The sequence below is a fragment of the Sporosarcina oncorhynchi genome (genome assembly GCF_033304615.1).
Classification (GTDB): domain Bacteria; phylum Bacillota; class Bacilli; order Bacillales_A; family Planococcaceae; genus Sporosarcina; species Sporosarcina oncorhynchi.
Map to the genome: position 1 here is coordinate 2916556 of NZ_CP129118.1, position 21317 is coordinate 2937872.

19 protein-coding genes and 1 pseudogene are annotated in these 21317 nt (G+C 42.8%); 11 read left to right on the top strand and 9 right to left on the bottom strand.

What is annotated here, in order from left to right; all coding sequences use genetic code 11:
• Positions 1-157: 157 nt before the first annotated feature.
• A complete protein-coding gene (locus QWT69_RS14290) occupies positions 158-604 on the bottom strand; it encodes a universal stress protein (RefSeq protein WP_317966734.1) in 447 nt (148 codons plus the stop codon).
• Between the two features lie 312 nt (positions 605-916).
• On the opposite strand from QWT69_RS14290, the gene QWT69_RS14295 reads away from it, so the two are divergent.
• The 8 genes and pseudogenes from QWT69_RS14295 (at position 917) to QWT69_RS14330 (ending at position 10544) form a co-directional block, all read left to right on the top strand.
• Positions 917-1762, top strand: a complete 846-nt coding sequence (locus QWT69_RS14295; protein ID WP_317966736.1) for a DegV family protein — start codon at positions 917-919, stop codon at positions 1760-1762.
• A 195-nt stretch (positions 1763-1957) separates the two neighbouring features.
• Positions 1958-3418: a spore germination protein gene (locus QWT69_RS14300; RefSeq protein ID WP_317966738.1), complete on the top strand. Its 1461-nt coding sequence runs from the start codon at positions 1958-1960 to the stop codon at positions 3416-3418.
• Between the two features lie 3 nt (positions 3419-3421).
• Positions 3422-4506 (top strand): annotated as a pseudogene (locus tag QWT69_RS14305) (GerAB/ArcD/ProY family transporter).
• A complete protein-coding gene (locus QWT69_RS14310) occupies positions 4503-5609 on the top strand; it encodes a Ger(x)C family spore germination protein (RefSeq protein WP_317966740.1) in 1107 nt (368 codons plus the stop codon). The pseudogene QWT69_RS14305 and the gene QWT69_RS14310 overlap by 4 nt, the downstream one beginning before the upstream one ends.
• A gap of 651 nt (positions 5610-6260) precedes the next feature.
• Positions 6261-7970, top strand: a complete 1710-nt coding sequence (locus QWT69_RS14315) for a transglutaminase domain-containing protein (RefSeq protein WP_317966742.1) — start codon at positions 6261-6263, stop codon at positions 7968-7970.
• Between the two features lie 156 nt (positions 7971-8126).
• The gene (locus tag QWT69_RS14320) at positions 8127-8696 is read left to right on the top strand and encodes a hypothetical protein (protein WP_317966744.1); all 570 of its coding nucleotides are present in this window, start codon (positions 8127-8129) and stop codon (positions 8694-8696) included.
• Positions 8697-8810: 114 nt separating this feature from the next.
• Positions 8811-9296, top strand: coding sequence for a hypothetical protein (locus QWT69_RS14325; protein ID WP_317966746.1), 486 nt, complete (start codon positions 8811-8813; stop codon positions 9294-9296).
• 1137 nt (positions 9297-10433) lie between these two features.
• On the top strand, positions 10434-10544 hold the full coding sequence (locus tag QWT69_RS14330; RefSeq protein WP_317966748.1) for a putative holin-like toxin: 111 nt from the start codon (positions 10434-10436) through the stop codon (positions 10542-10544).
• A gap of 217 nt (positions 10545-10761) precedes the next feature.
• Here the strand turns inward: QWT69_RS14330 and QWT69_RS14335 are convergent, their stop codons facing one another.
• The 8 genes from QWT69_RS14335 to QWT69_RS14370 all read right to left on the bottom strand — a co-directional run bounded on the left by QWT69_RS14335 (position 10762) and on the right by QWT69_RS14370 (position 19035).
• Positions 10762-11853, bottom strand: coding sequence for a LolA family protein (locus QWT69_RS14335; RefSeq protein WP_317966750.1), 1092 nt, complete (start codon positions 11851-11853; stop codon positions 10762-10764).
• On the bottom strand, positions 11822-13306 hold the full coding sequence (locus QWT69_RS14340) for a HAMP domain-containing sensor histidine kinase (RefSeq protein WP_317966752.1): 1485 nt from the start codon (positions 13304-13306) through the stop codon (positions 11822-11824). The genes QWT69_RS14335 and QWT69_RS14340 overlap by 32 nt, the downstream gene beginning before the upstream one ends.
• Positions 13303-14004 carry a response regulator transcription factor gene (locus tag QWT69_RS14345; protein ID WP_317966754.1) on the bottom strand — a complete coding sequence of 234 codons (702 nt, stop codon included), beginning with the start codon at positions 14002-14004 and terminating at the stop codon, positions 13303-13305. The genes QWT69_RS14340 and QWT69_RS14345 overlap by 4 nt, the downstream gene beginning before the upstream one ends.
• Positions 14005-14188: 184 nt before the next feature.
• A complete protein-coding gene (locus tag QWT69_RS14350; RefSeq protein ID WP_317966756.1) occupies positions 14189-14764 on the bottom strand; it encodes an exonuclease domain-containing protein in 576 nt (191 codons plus the stop codon).
• Positions 14765-14976: 212 nt separating this feature from the next.
• Positions 14977-15408, bottom strand: coding sequence for a YugN family protein (locus QWT69_RS14355; protein WP_317966758.1), 432 nt, complete (start codon positions 15406-15408; stop codon positions 14977-14979).
• Positions 15409-15501: 93 nt separating this feature from the next.
• Positions 15502-16935, bottom strand: coding sequence for a VWA domain-containing protein (locus QWT69_RS14360; protein ID WP_317966760.1), 1434 nt, complete (start codon positions 16933-16935; stop codon positions 15502-15504).
• Positions 16936-16947: 12 nt separating this feature from the next.
• Positions 16948-18138, bottom strand: a complete 1191-nt coding sequence (locus QWT69_RS14365; protein ID WP_317966762.1) for an AAA family ATPase — start codon at positions 18136-18138, stop codon at positions 16948-16950.
• Between the two features lie 330 nt (positions 18139-18468).
• Positions 18469-19035, bottom strand: coding sequence for a DUF4256 domain-containing protein (locus QWT69_RS14370; RefSeq protein WP_317966764.1), 567 nt, complete (start codon positions 19033-19035; stop codon positions 18469-18471).
• A 187-nt stretch (positions 19036-19222) separates the two neighbouring features.
• Between QWT69_RS14370 and QWT69_RS14375 the strand changes: the two genes are divergently transcribed.
• The 3 genes from QWT69_RS14375 to QWT69_RS14385 all read left to right on the top strand — a co-directional run bounded on the left by QWT69_RS14375 (position 19223) and on the right by QWT69_RS14385 (position 21307).
• Positions 19223-20071 (top strand): pyridoxamine kinase, encoded by an 849-nt coding sequence (locus tag QWT69_RS14375; RefSeq protein WP_317966766.1) that lies wholly within the window; start codon positions 19223-19225, stop codon positions 20069-20071.
• Positions 20072-20177: 106 nt separating this feature from the next.
• The gene (locus QWT69_RS14380; protein ID WP_317966768.1) at positions 20178-20936 is read left to right on the top strand and encodes an AAA family ATPase; all 759 of its coding nucleotides are present in this window, start codon (positions 20178-20180) and stop codon (positions 20934-20936) included.
• 131 nt (positions 20937-21067) lie between these two features.
• Complete coding sequence (locus QWT69_RS14385) at positions 21068-21307, top strand: hypothetical protein (protein ID WP_317966770.1); 240 nt, start codon at positions 21068-21070, stop codon at positions 21305-21307.
• Positions 21308-21317: the final 10 nt, after the last annotated feature.

The window sequence follows — 21317 nt, forward strand, 5'->3', positions numbered from 1 at the left end:
TTGTACTGCAGCTACTGCTCGTTTGTTTTCCGTTTCGCTAATAACGGAGTCGAGTCGATCAAACCATAATTGTACACTTTCAAGATTGTGACCTTGCTCCCACGTAAAAACACCGACAGAATCTGTCGGCATTTTATTCGGATGGTACTTTAGCTTTTCAATCGTTTACCTGTTCATCTTTACGTACAACTAACACATCACATTTTGCATGAATGACGATTGCTTCGGATACGGATCCAAGAAAGAACTGTTCGACACCTTTTAAACCCGTGGCGCCGCAAGCAATAAGATCTGCAGAAACAGCCGGAGCAACTTCTTCCGTGATGACTTTTTTAGGCGACCCCTCTTTAACTAACGCTTCTACATGCCGAACCCCCTGCGATTGCGCAAGTGTTCGATAGTTGTTTACGAGCTCCTCGGATTGCTTTTGTTCTTGTTCCATCAACGGAATTTCATTGTTAGCGATTGTGAACGTATCGATGACTTTGACAATCGTCAACGTTGTATCTTCACCGTGTTTTGCCAACCCAATCGCTTTATGCAATGCAAACTCGGCTTCCTTTGAACCGTCAACAGCAACTACAATGTTTTGATAATCACTCATCTGCAAAATCCCCTTCCTCAAACCCCATGATTTTTCGTTGAAAGAGAGCAAATTTTCAATCGGTATTTCTATCTTCATTATACCGCATTTGTCGATGCGGCGTACTTGGTCTGTCGGTCGTCCTTGAAACGAATGAAAAACGAAATTAGCTGCATAAGAAGAACCTAGATATGTTCAAATTATGACAGGCTATTTAAAACTTCGTCATTACATGACAACTGTCACTAGAACACAATTCACCTGTAGTGTACGTTATGAGTAGATATAGCTGCTTCCGACATGAAATTTGTATATAGAGGAGATATTTTTTATATGAAGAAAATAGCCTGGATTACGGATACGGCTGCGCAACTAGATGAAAGTTTCATCCAAAAATATGATGTACATATTCTGCCGCTCGGTGTCGTTTTTCCGGATGGGGCATATAGGGAATCAATTGACCTGACACAGGACGCGTTTTACGAAAAATTACAGTTGGCAAAAGCCTCTCCTAAAACGTCTCAGCCGCCTATAGGCGAAATGCTTTCCTTATACGAGAAGTTACAGACAGAAGGATACGATTGTGCAATCGCCTTACACTTGTCCAGTGGACTTTCGGGCACATTTGAAAGCGCTCAGTCCGCTACAAAAATGACAGACTTCCCGGTGTACACGATTGATTCGAAAATTGGTTCTTTTCCAATGGGAAAAATGATCGAAATGGGACATGCACTTTTGGCACAAGGTAAAGACGTCAAAGAAGTAATCGCCGCCATTACTGAACTGACAGCACGGGCAAAGTTATCCTTTATCCCAGCCAGTCTTAACCAGCTGCATAAAAGCGGACGGGTCTCTGGAACACAAACATTCTTAAGTAATTTATTGAATATTAAAGTGATCATTAGTTTTAAGAATGGAAAAACTGTCATGACAGAGAAAGTTCGTTCCATTAAACGCGCGAAAAACAATGTGACGGCTTTGCTTCGTGCGGATATCGTTACAGGTACCGTTCCTGAAGTCGCTGTCATCCATTGCAATAATGCGTCGGACGCAGAATTATGGAAGTCCGAGCTATTACAAGCGTTCCCTTCCATAAAAATACAAGTAGTGCCACTAAGTGTGTGTGTTGGCGTTCATGCCGGTGAAGGAACGATAGGGTTAAGCTGGGTGACGTATTGACGTTTACAATTTCTGTCCATAATCCAACGCTAACAATCATACACGACTAATTCATAGCGTATTTCAGGGCTCCTACATTAGCCAAACATGCATATGCCTTCAGATCGCGCGACAAAAAAGAATTTCCAGCACATCTTCACTTCCAAGATGCCGACAGTGTCGGTGTCTTTTTTTGTTTGGGGATGTTTATGGGATTTGCGAATAAAACGAACCTCAAAAGGAAATAATAGCCTAAGACCTATCCATTTTAAAGGAGACATTCCAATCGAAGCACTTAAAGCAAAATTAGACGGAATTGTGGATGCCGTATTTAAAGAAATGGAACTACCGGAAGGACAAGTAACGTTAATTTATTTTAGTTCACTTGTTGACAAACTTACTTTGCATCAGACGGTTATTCGTCCCCTTTTGGAAGCAGCACTTAAAGACACTGCCGAACTAATTGAAGGCGGTCAGCTTTCAAAATTGATTTCGGCCATCACGAATGGGAGCACAATCGTTTATTATCCCAATGAAGATGTCTATTTCAAAGTAAATACATTCAGCGCACCAACTGCTGCAATTACAAATACGGATACTGAATCCGGTAGCCTTGGTCCACAAAATGCCTTTACCGAATCACTCGATACGAATCTATCGCTCATAAAAAGAAGAATTCAAAACCCAAATTTAAAAAGCAGAAACTTCATAGTGGGAACTGTAACAAATTCGAAAGTTACTGTTCTCTATATGGATAATATAGCAAACAAAAAAAACGTGGACATGGTCTTTAAAAAAATTGAAAACTTGAAACATCCGGGATTAAACCACATCTCCATATTACAAAATCTACTAGACGATCATCCATTCTCTCCATTTCCACAATTTCATGAAACGGATAGACCTGATATCGCCGTATCCGGCCTAGTAGATGGCCGTGTCGTCATTGCGATGAATAATAGTAATGGAGTGCTTATTTGCCCCATTTCCTTTTTTGAATTATTTATTTCACCAGAGGATTACTACAACCGTTGGATGACTGCTTCACTACTGCGATCCATTCGTTTCTTTGGATTTTTCCTGACAATTATCTTAACGCCTACTTATATATCCATATTGACTTTTCATCCAGAAATGTTGCCTTTTGATGTTTTACTGAATTTACAACAATCGCGCGAAAAAGTTCCATTTTCACCTCTGATGGAAGTACTGTTTATGGAACTTGTTATAGAAATTTTAAGGGAAGCAGGTTCGCGAATGCCGACAAAAATCGGTCAAACGATCGGTATTGTTGGCGGTATCGTTATTGGGAGTGCTGCCGTTGAAGCAAGTCTCGTCAGTAATACATTAATTGTTATCGTGGCGGTTTCAGCTCTTTTATCGTTTTTACCTCCAAACTTTATAATGAGTAATACGAGTCGGTTTGTCCGGTATTTTTTCATCTTAGCTTCGGGCTTGTTCGGTTTATATGGCCAAATGATTGCTTTCGCCTGGTTGTTTCAACATCTGTTACGTTTAACCTCTTTAAAAACTGATTATATGGCGCCAATAATACCGAGAAAGTGGACGGATTTGCTAGACACATTCGTGCGGTTGCCGACAAAATTTCTAAAATATAAGCCTGGAATCGTTAGGGCACAAAACCAAAAAACTTCTTCACAAAAAAAAGAGGAATGAGCAATGGTAGAACCTAAATTAAAAACTTTAAACCATTTTCATGTCATATTTCTCATTCAAAATGTCATAATCGGGACCTCCGTCTTGTCATTGCCAAATCGTTTAAGTTCGATGGGCTTTAGCCAATGGTGGATGCCTTTGTTATTTGGGGTTATCGCAAACCTATTACTCATTCCTATGATTTGGCTGGGACTGAAATATCGGGAAGATACACTATTCATCATCCATGAAAAGCTATTAGGCAAATGGATTGGGAAAACGATAAATAGTATTCTCATTCTCTACTTTATCATTATCGTATCAGCAGTTTGTTCCAGTTATATTGAATTAATTCAAGTTGTAGCCCTTATCAATCGACCAATTACTGGCCCCCTGATTGTTCTTCTTCTTATCATTATTTATATTGCTAACGATGGTATTAAATCCGTCGCACGTTTTTGCATCATCAGTTTCTTTTTAACGTTATGGTTACTCTTCTTCTTAAAATGGGTGTGAGTGATGGAAAGATTACGCATATGATGCCTGTTTTCAATTTTTCAGCTGGTGAATTTTATACGGCGATGAAAAATGGATTAATGGCAATTGGTGGTTTTGAACTCATTTCATTTTATTTCCCTTATATCATCGACCAAAAAAAAGCGTTTAAATACGCTTCGATCGGACTCTGGATTAGTATAATCTTCACCTTTCTCTTCACATTTATTAGTGTAATGTTTTTCTCGGAATGGCAACTGGAAAATCTCTTGTACCCCGTGTTAAATTTGTTCAAAGAAGTTGAGTTATCCTTTGTCGAGAGAATTGATGTGCTTGGAATAACGATGTGGGTTTTCCTCATTTTAACGACAACCGCAACCTATGTCTGGGTTGCAAAGAAGGGACTGGATTCACTTCGGTCAAAACCCAATAAGATACATCTTTATATAATCGTTTTGATCGTTTTCGGAATTATTAAATTCCCATTCATGCTGGAACTTCAGCAATTATTGTTTGAACGGGTTTTTTATATGATGTACGCACTGTTTCTTTGGCCCATCTTACTTTGCATCATTCACATTCTAAAACCAAAGAAGAACGAGGGAATCGGATGAAGAAATATCTATTAGCAATTATTATCTCAAGCACTATTCTTATTAGTGGCTGTAACGAAAACCGTCAAATCAGACCACCTATTGAAGATTTATCGCTTGTCAGTAGTATCGGTTTTGACATAGCTGATAATCAGCAATTTCGAATGACTGTAGGGATTCCGCAACCGCCTGGAAATTCCACTGAATTAACCCAGGTCTATTCAGTCAATACAGAAATGATCCAGGAAGGGCTTGCCAAACTATCTTCAGAAGCCGATAAAATGTTGGTTTTAAATCAATTACGCACACTGTTATTTAGCGAAGAGTTTGCTCGAAGCGGTAAGATAACGGAAGTAGTAGAACTTCTATATCGGGACTCAACACTTGGAAATAAGGTGCGCATTGGGATTGTCGATGGTCAAGCAGAAGATGTTTTAAGCGCCAATTACCCAGAAAATCAGCATATGGATGCCTATTTGAATGATTTATTGCAACCGAAATTTCATAACTCATTTGCCCCCTTTACATCAATCCATGATTATATCAACACGCAAACAAGTCCGGTATATCATACGATGATTCCCTATATAGAAAAGAAAGGCAGCTCACTCGAAGTAACAAAAATTGCTCTATTTGATAATAAAAGAATGGTTGATACAATTTCAACTGCACAATCCTTACTAATTCAAGCACTCAGTGGACTGAATAAGCTATCTCCATTCGCCATTACATTTAAAGATAATGCGATTGATCATCAAGCTTTTTTTGAACGGATTGACAATAAAGTCAAGATTAAAAGCAACAAGGATATTCACAATCCTAAAGTGGATATTGAGTTTACTATTAAAGCTGTGCTTATTGAATATAAAGGAACTAGAGATTTAGAAAAAAAAGGGGAGTTAAAAAAACTGAATGAGGAAATTAACAAACATCTTCAAAAAGAAATTGAAGATACTCTCGAGAATCTCCGTGACATGGAGTTGGACCCCGCCGGAATCACCGAAAAATTTAGAATGCATTATAAAGGTAGATGGACAGAGGAACTGACTAAACAAGTAATTGCTTCATCAGAGTACAACGTAAAAGTCAATTTCTTAATAAGAAATGCTGGGACAACCAAGTAGCAAGTTCATAATGCCCTCAATTTCTTACACACTACAATTAAGTGTCTTTGGAAGATCGTTTTTCAATAGCTGTTTATGGGATATGAACGTTTTACGCCCCCTGCTTTTACAAATACTTCACCAAAAGAGGCTTGGACAAAACTAAAATATAGTCCGTTCCCCTACGCTCCAAAAGGCACGCTTTCCGCGGGGCGCGCTTGAGCCTCCTCGTCGCTAAAGCTCCTGCGGGGTCTCAACATTCGCGCTACATCCCGCAGGAGTCGGCCTTTTTCCGCTCCGGTGCACTATGATGTTCTACAAAATAGTTGTTAACACATAACATACAAAAAGCGTAAAGGATTATATCCTCTACGCTTTTTGTATGTTATGTCCCAGCCTCTTTTCTTTATTGAACATCACTTGCATGGTTTCACTCAAACCTTTGAATGCGTCATCCATCGATTTGACGGACATGAACGAAAACTTCTCGGGCGAACGATCTGAAACATTGAGTACTGCAGGCATACGCTAACAAGATTAATGTATTCCCGTCTTCCAAATTGCGAAACTATTTTGTATCATTAGACGTACATATATATAGTGAATTTCAAATACACGTTTTGTTTCATATTTTTACTGTTTACCGTGTTCCAGTCTGGGAGGAGTTTTTCAGTGTCTACTAAAAAAGTCTATTCAATCTTATCTATCTTCGTGGTTTGCCTGTTGCTTGCAGCATGCTCCCCTGTTCCTGAAGAAGCGGTAGCTCCGGAACGAGAAATCGAGCAGCCTTTGCAGGAATTAGAAGCAGCGGTCGTTTCTAAGAACGAAGAACTAACTGAAAAGTATGTAGAACGTTATTCATATCCTGATGAAATAGACGCTGAGCTCATACAGCCTACTAGCTCAAACTATGCGGTCAACGGGACCTTGATTGTAGAAGGTACGATTGGGAATCTTGAAGGGCTCGTCACGGACTATGCTTGGATTCAATTACACTACATGAACGATTCCATCGCCATTCCGACTGACGCCATTCAAGATCAATACGTTCCGATTGAAGATGGCAAGTTCAAATTGGAAACACAACTTTTCCACGGTGAAGGTGAATATGGAATCTATGTGATGCTTCCGGCAAATGACACGACTGTTGAAGATTATTATGATGCTTTCCATTTCACAGTCTTCAACGTTAACCCTGCTGCGCATCGGGAAATTACATATACACCCCTTGCCATGAAAGCAGACTTGACGTTTTCCGAACCGGCCAGCGGTTTACTAGAAGCAAGTGAAGTCGTCACCTTGACGGGGAATATTGATCCCGTAGCCTATGAAGGAAAAAGTCTTTTATTCGAATTAAGAAAGGACGGTCACTACTCGATCCATCAAACCGTCATTGAAGATGGACAATTCTCCATTGATATCCCTTTATGGTATGGCCAAGGCATCCATGAGTTGCTCGTCTTCATCTCCGAGGAGGAAGACGATTTACAGTTAGGTACGGTCCTCTATTTGGATAGTACCGATGATTCGGGATTACAAACGATTCAAACACACCCGGCTTTTCTAGAGCACGGATTTAACTTGGTATCACCCCAACAAGGTGGAGACTCTACCGATTTAACGTATCGCATTACGGGCTCCATTGACAAAAGTCTTCCTGTTTCAGCGGAAGTGACAAACTTGTGGGTTTCTGCATCAAAAGGCGAAGACACATCCATGTCTGTCATTCCCGTAAACGACTTTCAATTTGACGATGAATTCTATTTACGCTTTGGACCGGGACTCTATACGGTGAAAATTTGGCTGCAAGATCACGAAAGTACAACGATGGATTTGTTATTCTTTACCGAAGTGGCTGATTTCGTCGTTAACAATACGAATCCAGATGATAAGCGCGACTTGCTCCCTTCTCGCGGCATCCAATCCGATGCACCTGAAATTATTGCTCTCGCCAATCAACTTACTAATGAAGGAATGACTGATTATGAAAAGGCGAAAGCGATTTACGAATATACGGCGAAAAACGTTTCTTATGACGTAAACAAACTGAAGAATATCGGGAACGAGTGGGATGATAGCGCATTGAAAACACTCGAGCTCAAATCCGGAATTTGCGTAGACTATGCGTACTTGGCCGCTGCCCTTCTCAGAGCTCTAGGACTTGAAACACGCTACATCGTCGGCACAGCAGGACCTTCATTCGATCCAGAGAACCATGCATGGGTCGAAGTGAAAGCAGATGGTAAATGGATTATGATGGATCCAACGTGGGGGTCTGGATATATTGAACATAACAAATTCGTACCGGCCTACACGGAAGATTATTTCAATCCGAAGCCTGACAAACTTAAGAAACATAAACGCGAAGGCGTTGAATATTAACGAACGGCATAAAGCCACTATACTTCTTGCAAACTGTTGCTTTTCACTAACGGAGCAAGTTTGTTCAACCCAAAGAGTGTGACACTATGGAAAACAAAACATTACATCAAGCACAGGAACTTGTGTGTCGGAATGACACTAAAGGGGATGGGATTTTTGAAACGACAACATGTTTCGTATTTTATTATCTTGGTCTTGATGACTGTTGTACTTTTGCTGACGGGCTGCAGCAAGACAAGTACGGATATCGATGAGTACCTGAACACGGGCACTGCATTAGATACGGAAGCAATAGATGTAATGCCCGTTCTTGACGAGTTACCAATATATAAAGACATCATGTACCGACATACGCGAAAAAAGATGTTCCTCTTCGAAGCCAACTCGGTAGTGCTTGTAGTCGAATATGACACGCAAACCTATGAAAGCGAAAAAAAGAAACTAGCAGAGGATTTCGCAATCTCCAATTTGGAAGCTAGGTCTGATACAACCGATGATACGAGTCGCCCAAATGATGAGTTCTCGCATAACAGCTATATATTACGAGTGTTGGAAGGTAACGGCTCCGGCTACCCGAAATCCTTCGGGATGATTGGTACATCCGATGAACTCCAACGCATCGCGTATTTGTACTTCTATGATTTTGATTTGGATAAAATCGGAGAGCCCGACGACAAAAACCGCATGTCAACATTTGTGGAAAGCTATTTTGACTATGATTTCTAATGTCTCATTTCAAATCTTCCTATTTCGTTGCACTTCCCAAGAGGTAATTCACCTGCTTTAAATTAATAAGCACCGTAAAATTTGCTGTAAAAAAATAAGAGAGAGTGAAATAACATGAACTATTTATCGTACGATGCACACGTTGCATTAAATATGAATTGCACAAGCGAGAAAGACTTACAGAGGTTGGAAGAGATGTGGTCCGAAAATGCAAAGGCGTACAGGAATGTATTCGAAACGTTGGTGAATCGACTGCCTACACCAGTATTTGACCGTTTTAGTAGTTGGGGTTTTCACGATTACAAGCTTGTCAAAGTGGAAGTTCATCATACAAGCTTATTGCATACTGAAATTGCCTTCACCTTGTCTGGAAGCGATGAGTGGATTTTAAGGTTTAAGGATACATCATTTTTTCAATTCCGACATCATAATTATCACAATGAAAGACCTGTGTTCAATCGTAAACATGACGATTGGTTATTCGAAGAGTTTTTGTCGGTTGACGATGCTACGCTCTCTTTTGAAGTTGTCTTCTCATCAGGTGGAAGCATGTTGATTCATTTCCCAGATGGTGCGGTTTCAATCGCAAAAGTAAAATGATGTAGATTTATTTCGAAAACAGATGCGTTTACGTAAATCAATCGTTCCGCAATCGGGCCAAAAACATAAGTAATAAATAAAGGCGTTTTTTCTTATGGGTTTTGTATTACTCTTTTTGAGTATATGGGTTTGTAGCTTTGCAATCGGTAGGTTGCTTAGTCGCTTTGTTAAAACCTATTGAAACATTGGACTAGATATATCATCTGTCCAGTTTAAATCATTACTTTATTATTAGTTTATTTTATGTAGTTATTTTTATCTCTTAAATAATTTGGTCAATTCTGGAATAAATATTTGCGCTCGATCAACAATAGGACCATGATTGCGGGATTAGTATAAGGAACATGAAAGAATGGGGGTGATTGCTATGATACTGGAATTCCTTTTTGGTTTTATTATTACTTTTTTTATTGTATTGATTTTAAGTTATATAGGACAAAGAATAATTGTAAATAGAAGTAGACTCGATAAAAAAACTTTTCTAGTGGTGGTAATTCAAAGTTTGGTTATCGCTTTAATATTTACTATTTTTTAAAAACAACCGGGCTACTTTATTGCTATGAAAAATACATTAGACATCATAATTACTGCAAGAAGAAGGTGTGTCACTTGAGGATTTCAAAAAGCAAAATCTATTGGATTGCATTTACTCTTGTTATGTATACTGGGATAATACTAATATTAAAATTACCGCAGAATGGTTTCCTCTATGCTTTTATCATATTAATTTTGTTTTTAATAATCGACTATCTTGTTGTTAGCAAGATAAAACGTGAGAATAAATAGTAAGCAAACAGGTGCGATTGTGTTGCGATTTTTTTGTATGATATTTAGTTGATCGGAGCGGAAGCCGGCGACTCTGGGAGGATCAGTGGGACAGGTGAAACACCCGTCGAAGCGAAGCGAAGGGGTGTGGTTCACCGCCCGCCCTCCAGAACGCGTCCGGCTGCAGGGCAGATCAACGGGCACCAACCACTATTCCATATAAGAGGGCGATTATGAAAGAAGAATAGGTTTTTGGTTTGCAGTTATTATTTGGTTTTGCTGTTATCAATTCATAGAAGTGGTAGAACCGTATAAGCAGCTACATAAAGCGGATGGGCGGTTGGCACTCCCTTGAGAAAGGGGGGTGTTTATATGGTGACATACGATGCAATGAACATGTTATTCCAATTTGGGATGTTCCTCGCAGCAATGGCGACAGATATTGTAGCGATGATTGCTCTATTCATCAATAGAAAAAAGTAACCACCCTCCGCTACTGGCTAAGAAGCTGAGTGGTTACTCATTGTAACACCTTTTGACTTTAACTGGCCAACCGCACTTCATGCGGATGTCAGCTGCATTGACCAGGTGTTGACGCACCTAGTCTTTTTTAGTATACGTTTAGTTTACCACAATTATAATGAAAATACACTTGTTTGAAAAGTACTAATTAAGAATGATATACATGTTTTGCCTCACTTCATTCCACCAATTCCATAGCCTCAAGATGTGCCATCACATCATCAAAACTGATTGTCGGATTTTCCAAGATAACACTATAGACTACACCGTTTTCAACCCAATTCAACAAACGGAAGTTGCCGCTTTCCATTTTCGTTCCTTTTTGCCCGCGGATTGTCATTTGCTCTTCCTCACCCATTGCGCCAAAATCTACCGTATTCGATAGCTCTTTAAACACAGAAACTGAAAACAGCGGGATTCCCTCTTCATTGGCATAGTCGAATGAGTATTCGGGCCGCCCTTCCATTCCTTCCATAACCGTTAGGCTAGAAAGTTTCATCTTATCTTTTTCAGCGACCATATAGAATGTGCCGAGGGTTGCTTTCACATCTTCGATCGTCGCTTCTTTTGGCGCCATGCTTTCTTTGTCAAATGTCTCTACTTCTGCACCTTCAGGAATCTCAAGTGTAAAAATACCTTCTTTAAATACCGGATCATACTCAATCTTTGTGAATTCCTGCGTCATAACGAGCTTAGTACTTTTTGAAATAGATTTAAGTACCATCCATGTTTCTTTATCCACCCATATTTCCTGATCGCCAATTAAGGTATTCCCTTTTTTAGCTTTCGCGCTAATATGGAACGTATCTCTGCCGGCAATTTTCTCGCTGCCTAGCGTCGACAAATCATGTGACTCTTTGACGAGTTCGAGCAATTGTTTTGCTTGTTGTTGTGGTGTCTGCTGGCTGATCAGTTGCATATCCTCTTCGGTCATCGCCATAATTGTTGCGGTATTGCTCGCTTTGTCATACATCGTCATGTTTATCCCGTCATTGACCGCGATTGTTTCTTCCGTGCCATCTGCAGACGCCATTTCGATTCGGCGTTTTCCATCTTTCGCTACCCATTGCTTCGCATAGAAATCACCTTCGTCGTCATTCGTCTTCATCGTAAATTCTCCATAGAAGTCTATTTGTTCATCTGCACCTTTTAGTGCCGCGTTTACAACTTCTTGTGGTGAAAACTTATTGTCCTCTGTATTACAAGCTGCTAAACCGACTGCGAAAACGAGTAGAAAGCTAATTGCTAGTAGTGGTTTTATCCATTTCATCGTGTTCTTCCCCTTTCATTCTTGGCAACCAACATATGACCGCTGTTCCGATGTCCGGAACCGATACCATCTGCACGTCGCCTCCGTGCTTCTCCATAATTTGTTTCGTAATACTTAATCCGAGGCCTGTTCCCCGCTCGCCCGCTTTCGTTCGCGCGGGATCCGCTTGGAACAACGGGTCAAACACTTTCGCGATTTCCGCCTCAGAAAGACCGAGCCCTTCATTTTGGACAATCAAATACATTCCGTCTTCCCGCTTGAGTGCTTCTGCCACGAAAGGAAAGCTCCATTCCGGTGTCTGCCCTACATCTACGGCAGCTAACCCGATTGCACCACCTGGATTCGTATGCGTAATTGCATTTGCCATCAGATTATCGACCACACGCATCAGTTGTTTATCATTGACCGCAAACTCCCCGGTTACATCGCTAACTACACGAAGCTTGATTCGTTTCTTTTCACAAAGCATGTCATATCCGGACACGAGCATATCGAAAAACTCTCCACCGTCCACTTTTACGTACTCCATCTCATAACTACTCGATTGCAGTAATGTGTACATGAGTAAGTCATCTAGCATCTGCCGCATATAACCAGACTTCGAAATGATGACATTGCGATATTCTGCTTGCTCACCATCCGAAAGTTTCCCCGTCTGCAATGCTTCTGCATATGCGCGGATGGAGGTGAGCGGTGTTTTCAAATCATGCGATATACTCGCGATCATCGTTTCTTTTTTCTGTTGTTCATCCGATAATTTGCGGTTCGCTTCCGTCAATTCCTTCCGCATACTGTCAAAGCTTTTCGTCAACTCTCCGATTTCATCATGACGTTCCGTTAATGGGAAGACTGCCTCCCCTTTCGCGAATGAATCCATCTGTCCCATAAGCTGACGAAGCGGCCTGTTCAATTTTCGGTTGACGAGAATTGCTACACCGGTGAACAGCGCAAGGAAGAAGACTATAAAAATTCCTCCAACGAACCATGTCCGCTGTCCAACACCTGCCACCCATTCATCCCGCAGTAACTGAACCTCGTACACACCGACGAACGTATTACCGGCAAAAACAGGCTCCTTGTAAGTGTAAGCACCGAATTTCTGCTGTAATTCATAAAACCCTTCATACAATTGTTCTTTCCTGACGAATGACAACAGGGTATACCTCATTGGGTTTGATGTATATACGACGAAGCCTATATCCGTATATAACGTCACGGACAAGCGATCGCTTTCGAGTTGGTTGACCTTCGTCATATCAGCATTCACCTCGTACAGTGAAGGGTCATTCAAAACTGTTTGCAAAGCGTTTAACTCTGTCCAATTTTCCATGTATTCAGCGATATTGCGATCCTGATGATAGGCATTAATCCACGCGAACAGCCCGTAAGCCGCCCCGAGTGGCAACAGCATGACAAGTAAATAGGAGACCAATAGCCATGTTTTAATCTTCATAGTAACTCACCGATGAAACGATACCCTTTGCCCCATACCGTCTGGATGAATCTTGGTGTTTTGACAGGATCCTTCAGTTTTTCACGAAGTTCCTTAATATGCACCGCTACTGTTGGTGCATCACCGAGTTCAGGCTGTTGCCAAACATGCTGGTACAGCTCTCCTTTTGAAAAGATGCGTTCAGGATTTTGTGCGAGTAGTTTCAGCAGTTCGAACTCTTTTCGTGTGAGCGTGATTTCCTCTTTTTTCATAAACACACGCTCCGTTTGCCAATCAATTGCTAATCCGTTCGAATAATCCGCTTGCTGTGTCTCCTCTTCTTGACCGCTATAGCGTCGCCATCTGCGCAATTGTGAAGAAACACGTGCTTTCAATTCTGCCAGACTAAACGGTTTTGCCAAATAGTCATCCGCGCCGATGCCGAGACCTTCCACTTTGTCCGCATCCTCTTTCCGTGCACTAATCATAATAATCGGCACATCACTTTTCCAACGGATATTTTGACAAAGTGTTATGCCATCCATTTCGGGCAACATCCAATCGACGAGTACGAGATCATAATCGCCTTGCTGAAAATCCTCCCATCCTTCCAGTCCCGTCGTCGCCCATGTCACGCAGTATCCTTCCTGCCGCAACGTATCTTGAATGACGCGCGCAATTTCCACATCATCTTCCACGAGCAATAGCTGTTCACCCATCGTCATACCTCCTGACTCTAATCTATCATCGATTTTTCTCTAATCTCATAACTTTATAAAAGCTTTATAGTTCATCCTACCATTGTTATTGTGAATAAAAAACGACCCACGAAACCTGTAGGCGGCTCGCGGATCGTTGTATTCTATCTACCAATAGTCAAATGGACGTACTCTTTCAGCCATGTTACATACGGGATTTCGCCGGCTTCTTCATCGGATTCTTACTCATCAGATAAGAAAGATACGTACCATCCACTCCCAAATCAGGATGCGAATGATTTAAAAGCTTAGCCAAATTAATGGAATCATCCAGTGCCCGGTGTGCGTTCTCGACATCAATACGATGTGCTCTCAACAATTGCTGCAACTTGCCATTTTCAAATCCATAATTCTTCCATTTTATCTGACGGACGGAACAATACCAATCCATGTCGAGCGTATCAGGCATGAGCCGGCTGACAAATCCCCTGTCGAATGCAGCATTATGGGCAACGATGCCATCTGCTTGTTCAAGAATCCCATAAACTTTATCCAGGTCCAGCGTTTTCCCACGGACCATCTGATCGTTGATGCCCGTCAAGTTTGTAATCATTGGAGGAATCGTGAAAAACGGTTCTTGGAATTCACAATACTCATCCGCGACTCTGACAATCTTGTTGTCTTTCATCTCCCCTAGCATGACGCCAAGTTCAATCACTTCACTCATTTCCGCACTCATCCCGTTCGTTTCCACATCTATGAAAGCGATCTTATTGCTCATTAGGGAACCCCTTTCGGTATTGCATTCTTACCCAAGTCTATACATTCTTTTCTTCTATTATATCAGTGTAGGTGTTTGCGTAATAGCAACTCGATCCATCGCAAAGCGAATAAAAAAGCCAAGTTTCCCAGTGGAATATATACACAGGAAACTCGGCATCTATCAATTATTATCAGTTGAACGTAAATTATAGCCTCAAAACAATTGCATCATTACGTTATATACGGAGCGATGAAAATTCCGCTCTCCGAAAAGCGCGAAACTACTTCCTCTGCGTCTTCCACCCATTTTTCACTGTACGGAATCGGTGCATCGGGATCATCGGGTGTCTGAAACTGGTCCAGTCCGACAGTTGCGAGTACGGGACTCCCTTCGTCATCCAGCCCGATATTCATGACGTGGTTGATGATGAACGGTGTACCGAACTCGATCATCGCACTGTCTTCGTCAAGCATGCCGTCCACTACGACAAACGGCATCCGCAAGTACATCTTGTCCTCATCTTCCGCCTTCAGCACCATATCAAAATGCCCCTGATTGAAATCCCAGCCACCACCGAGTTGTAGACCATGTTCTCCTAATATCTCACGGCAATCTCCGTATAATGCTTTCTTTCCTGGCATTGTTGTTTTTATTTCAATCATGTAAAAACCTCTTTTCTATCTATTTTGATAAATACTAGTTTCTCATAATTACCCTGTCTGCCAGTTTGACAAACGGTATCCTGCATATGCATCTTAAATTTCGAATGCCGTATAGCTGCCCTCTTCATCAAAGTCGGTGACATGGAAGGTACGATCTGAAAACGGTGATACAGCATCCGGATCCTTACCCATGACAAGTGACAGGACCTGGAACTCCTTTTCCTTCTTGCGTTCATTGAAACGATCCGCAAACGCTTCACTAATTGTCTCTTCCCCGTCTGTCACGAAAATCACATCGCCTTTTTTGAATGCGCTATCCGCAAGCACCTGTAACGCCTCTTCCAGTGCAACCGTAAAATCGGTGCCGCCACCTGCATACGTCTTTGCCATACGCGCCAATTCTCCCGCAGTCATCCGCCCCTTACTGTATGTAAAACGCTGGACGGCGGTGGAGAATAATATTACGCTTACATCCCGGCCCTGTTGGCGTGCAATCGACAGGAGCGCGAGAATAAAACCTTTTGCCTGGTTATCCAGTTCGCTCATGCTACCCGACTGATCGAGGCAAAAAACGATCGGCCCTTTTCCGGAATCAGCCCGTTTCTTCTGGTCATACTGCATCGTTTCTCCTTCCGCAAACTTCCGGAGAAACTCCAGTTTCGCAACCGAATGCGTATACAAGCCGAGTTCAGCAGGAAGCAACCGTTCCAGATCGCTTCCGCGCATGACTCCCCTGCGTTCGGGCGCATCGATATACTCTTTGCGCTTTTTCCGGTGGGCGATTTCCTTGAACCGACCCGCCCATTCCGCGATTGTTTTCATTTGCTGATCGGCGGCAAGCTTATCCGCAAGTGCCAGTTTTTCACGTAAAGGTACTTTGCGCATATCGGCTTCACCTTTGCCTGTGCTCGTTCCGCCCATGAGTGAAATAAGCCCTTCTTTCATATGGATCGTCTCGTCCATCGCTTCATCCATCATGTTCGCAAAACGTTCCCGGTTCGTATCGAATGCCATGTCCAGCTTGTCATCCAGCTCAGCCGCAGCTTCATTCAACTCTTCCGTCGCTTCCCGTTCCACCGTCTCTTCGATGTCGTCCATCGCCCATTCGTCCTGAAGGTTCCGGACCGTTTCCAGCTGCTGTTCCAGCTCCGCATCGCCTTCCTGAATTTCCATTAGCCATCCGTTCAACTTGTCGCCGATGATCGATGTACAGATCGCGGAAGTGAGATCGTCGAGCTTCGTATACGCACGGTACCGGTCAAACTGTTCCTGCTGCATCAATTCACGGAGGAATGTACGGTTCAACTCAAGCGATGCCGGAACGTCTGAACGGCGGACAACAGGTTTCATCTTATACAATGAAGCCCATATGTCCCGCAGCAATGATTCGATTGCCGGAAATCCACTCTCTTCGCGGACCCGCTGCAGCTCTTCCGATAGCTGGAAGATTTCCTGGAACCGTCTGATATCGAATGCATCAACATTTAGCACTGATCGTTCGTCACGGATGATTGTACTTCTTCGCATCGCTATCCCCCCTTACATCCGGAAATGGATTCCGCCGGACTCTTCTTCCGTACTGTCTGCACCCGGTTCCGCCTGCATGCCCGGGTACTCCGCTTCCAGCCGGCTATTCTCGATTTCTTTATATAAGGAAGTGACCCGGTTAGTTAGTCCTACAATTTCCGTCGTATTTTCAGACTCCTCATCTTTCAACACATCAAGCTCAGACATAAGCTCTTTCAGTTTCTTCATCGCTTCCATGCCCGCTTCCGTCGACTGGTCACGGACGGCCATATCATACACTTCCTCTGCTTCCCGCTCGATGCCTGCAAGCGACCTGTCCGCAGAACCTCCCGTATAGCGGCGGATGACGTGACACACGGTCTCCTTCTGATCGAGCGTCTCCCAAAGGGCATTCTCAAGCAGCGACAGATCGCTTAGCTCCACAGTTTGACGCTGATGGATGAATGCTTTTGCCTTCAATACACCAATGGATTGTTTAAACCGCCTGTCTGACGGCCGGATGCCTTCATCGAACAATTCTCTTCGGATGACAGAGAGCGCTTCGTAGATTTCATCCGGTACAACAACCTGCTCCACTATTGCGTGCAGTTCCTTCAGTTCATCCAAATGCATCGATGGCATCTCACCCGGATTGCTCTCTTCCTTCATCATGGCGAGGAAATTCCCTTCATCCCCGATATAATCGATTTCATACCGCAGCAGGAATCTATCGAACAACGCTTCCAATCCTTCCCCGTCTTCCGGATACTCATTGGAAGCACCGATGACGGACAGCAAAGGTGCTTCAACAGGGGATCCATCATTATAGAAGAGCCTTTCATTGATCAACGTCAGTAAACTGTTCAAGATGGCGGAATTCGCCTTGAAGATCTCATCCAGGAAGACGATATCCGCTTCGGGCATTTTCATCGCCGTATTCCGCTTGTACACCCCTGCTTCCAGATCCTTCAAAGACAACGGTCCGAAAACCTCTTCCGGTGTGCTGAACGGTGTCAGCAGCCACTGGAAATACTTCGTCCCCTGGACAATTTTCGAAATCTCCGTCGACAACGCCGATTTCGCCGTCCCCGCAGGCCCGATCATGAGCATATGCTGTCTCGCCAATAGGGCAATCAGAATACCCTCCACTTCGTTTTCACGCTCATAGAATTTTGCATTGAGCGCTTGTTTGATCTGTTCCAGCTTTTGCTGATTCGGATTCATATTGCTGCACACCCTTCTTTATCGAGTAAAATACTGATGCTGACGGACACAAGGGACCACGCTTGCGTCCAGACATCGTCAAATGTTGTCTGTAAACACCACAGCCTATGTCAACCGTTGTCTTTCCGGATGCCGCGCCGTATTTGAGTTAATATCGTCTTTATTCTTAGTACCCACATTTCTCGTCTTCCACTCTCTCAGTGTAAATGTTTATCCAAAAAACATTGTACAAGGGTTGTTAATAGTTTTGTTTTTGAACAACCAAAAAAAATCCCTTCCACGTAAATACGGAAGAGATTTGTTTAGAGTAATTTCACTTCTACTGATTAATTAAACGCTGAGCAACCCACGAAAACCCCTGGCTGCATAATAAGAATCTGCACCGTTATGATAGACGAATACTGTTGCATACCGATAATCACAGAACAGCGCGCCGCCCAGTTTGCGAATGTCTGAAGGAGTAGTAATCCAACTCGACGTTTTCTTATCGACAGTCTCGAGTTGCTGCAGCTTTCGGTATTGTTCTTCATCGAGCAGTTCAATGCCCATTTCTTTTGCCATTCCGATCGCGCTATGTGCAGGTTTGTTTTTCTTACGTGCCTCCAGCGCCGCCGGATCATAACAGACACTTCTGCGGCCGGTAGGACTTTCCGGTGAACAATCACAGAACATATAAGCTCCTGTTTCCCCATCAACCCCTATTACATCCGGTTCCCCGCCTGTCCTTTCCATTTCATGCAGCGACCATACTTTTTCTGGCTGCGCTTCAAGCTTTGATTGGACAGTTGGCCATTCCAGCTCCGGATGCCGGTGCATATTTGTTTCAAAGCGAGTTTTAAGGATGTTCAGCAATTCTGTCTGTTGCTTTTCGGTTAGTATATTCTCTGTATTCGTCATCGTTAGACCTCCTGCTCTTAATGAATTAAGTATACTCCAAATCGTAATGCGCACACATAACAAACTTTTTTCACGCTGCACAATGCCATACAATAACACTGTTCACTTCCCTAATCACACCCTTGCACAGTTACATAAAAACCATGTTATGATGAATGATAATGACTACACAACCATGGAGGCTATTATGAAAAAAGTCGCGGTCATCCAAGACCTCTCCTCATTCGGCAAGTGCTCGTTGACTGCCGCTATCCCTGTTCTATCCGTCATGGGTGTACAAGCGTCTCCCTTACCGACGGCGATCTTATCTGCACAAACCGAATTTCCGAGCTATTTTTGTGAGGACCTGACTGACAAAATCCCCGTATTCGAAGCAGAATGGCGCAAGCTTAACGCTTCTTTTGACGGGATCCATACGGGCTACATTACGGGTAAAGAGCAGATCACGCATATCCTTCATTTTCTTGATGCATTTTACAAAGAACATACACTGCTGCTTGTCGATCCAGTCATGGCTGATGTCGGTGGCGCGTATACGAACTTCGATCAGTACTTACTGGCGCAAATGAAAGAACTGATAAAACGAGCCGATATCATTACTCCGAACATTACGGAGTTCGGTTTGCTCACCGGTTTAACGCATGATTCCCTCTTGCGCTACACAAACGAAACGGACTACTTACAAGCCATACAAGAAGCCGGTCAACAGTTGCAAAGCGAAACGGCTGCCCACGTCATTATTACCGGCATTCATTCGCCGGTTGTACAGAATGATGTCCAGTCCATCGGAAATATGTACATAAACGAGGAAAGCACGATGTATAGTGCCGTACCGTACAATGGAAACAGCTATTCAGGAACCGGAGATTTATTTGCATCGGTCATAATGGGCAGCATGATGCGAGGAGATACAATCCCTGCAGCGATCAAGCTCGCGGAAACATTTCTTGCCACAGCTATCCAAGATACTAGCAAAGCCGGGACTCCACCAGTTGAAGGGGTTAATTTCGAGACGTATTTGAGAATGTTGTTGTGAAATTAAACACGTGAATTTCCGTAGCTCAACCGAGATTATTTCATGGTTGAGCTACACGTTTCAACAAGCGCAATACACAACGATTTACGAACAGGAGGAGTTCCCTTTGTCTCTATTACATGCTAACTCACAATATATTAGGGCTGTGCGACTGAAGCGAGAAAAAATTCGGCACGGTGAATTTCCGTTCACACTTCCCTTCATTAAAAATATGGACGAACTGGCGTTTCATCCGAACATCACCTATGTCATCGGGGAAAATGGAATGGGCAAATCGACGTTGCTTGAGGGCATCGCGATTGCGTATGGATTCAACCCAGAAGGCGGAACGATGAATTTCAACTTTTCAAGTTACGATTCACATTCGGAACTCGATGAATATCTTCGCCTTGTCAAAGGGACGGAACGTGCGCGGGATCACTTTTTCTTCAGAGCCGAGACGTTTTACAATGTAGCGACGACGATCGAACGACTGGACGAAGAACCTGGCGCGGGACCGAGAATTATCGATTCATTTGGCGGTCAATCCCTTCACGAACAATCACACGGCGAATCCTTCTTCGCCGCTTTCAGGGACCGTTTCAGAGGTAACGGACTTTATATTCTCGATGAACCAGAAGCCGCCTTATCTCCGCTTCGCCAAATGTCTTTGCTTGCGCGAATCGATCAGCTCGTCAAAGATGGGTCCCAGTTCATCATCTCCACACACTCCCCAATCGTCATGGCACACCCGCTCTCTAAAATCATTCAGATAACTGAAGACGGGATGCATGAAACAACATTGGAAGAAACCGATCACTACGCGATCATGAAGCAGTTCTTTGAAAACCAAGAGCGAATGTTGCATCATCTTTTTGAAGAATAAGCAACAATGTTTTGGACAGAGTATGATTTCACTCATTTAAAGGGTAAGAATTTAGTTGCCACCTCATAAATGCTATACTAGGTACTAGAAGCATGTATTATTTCAGAATGGGTAAAGGAGTAATGTCTATTATGAAAAAGTTTATAAATGCGACAATATATGGGGATTCAGAAGCCCATGAAATTTTAGTAGAAAATGGTCAATTTAAAGCAATCGGTAACGATGTAGGCGACGCAGATGAAGTGATTGATTTAAAAGGCAGTTTAGTACTGCCACCGTACGTTGACCCGCATTTGCACTTAGACTATATTTTTTCAGGTCTAGGAGAAGGCAATGCGAATGTCTCGGGCACCCTATTCGAAGGAATCTAGCGATGGAGTG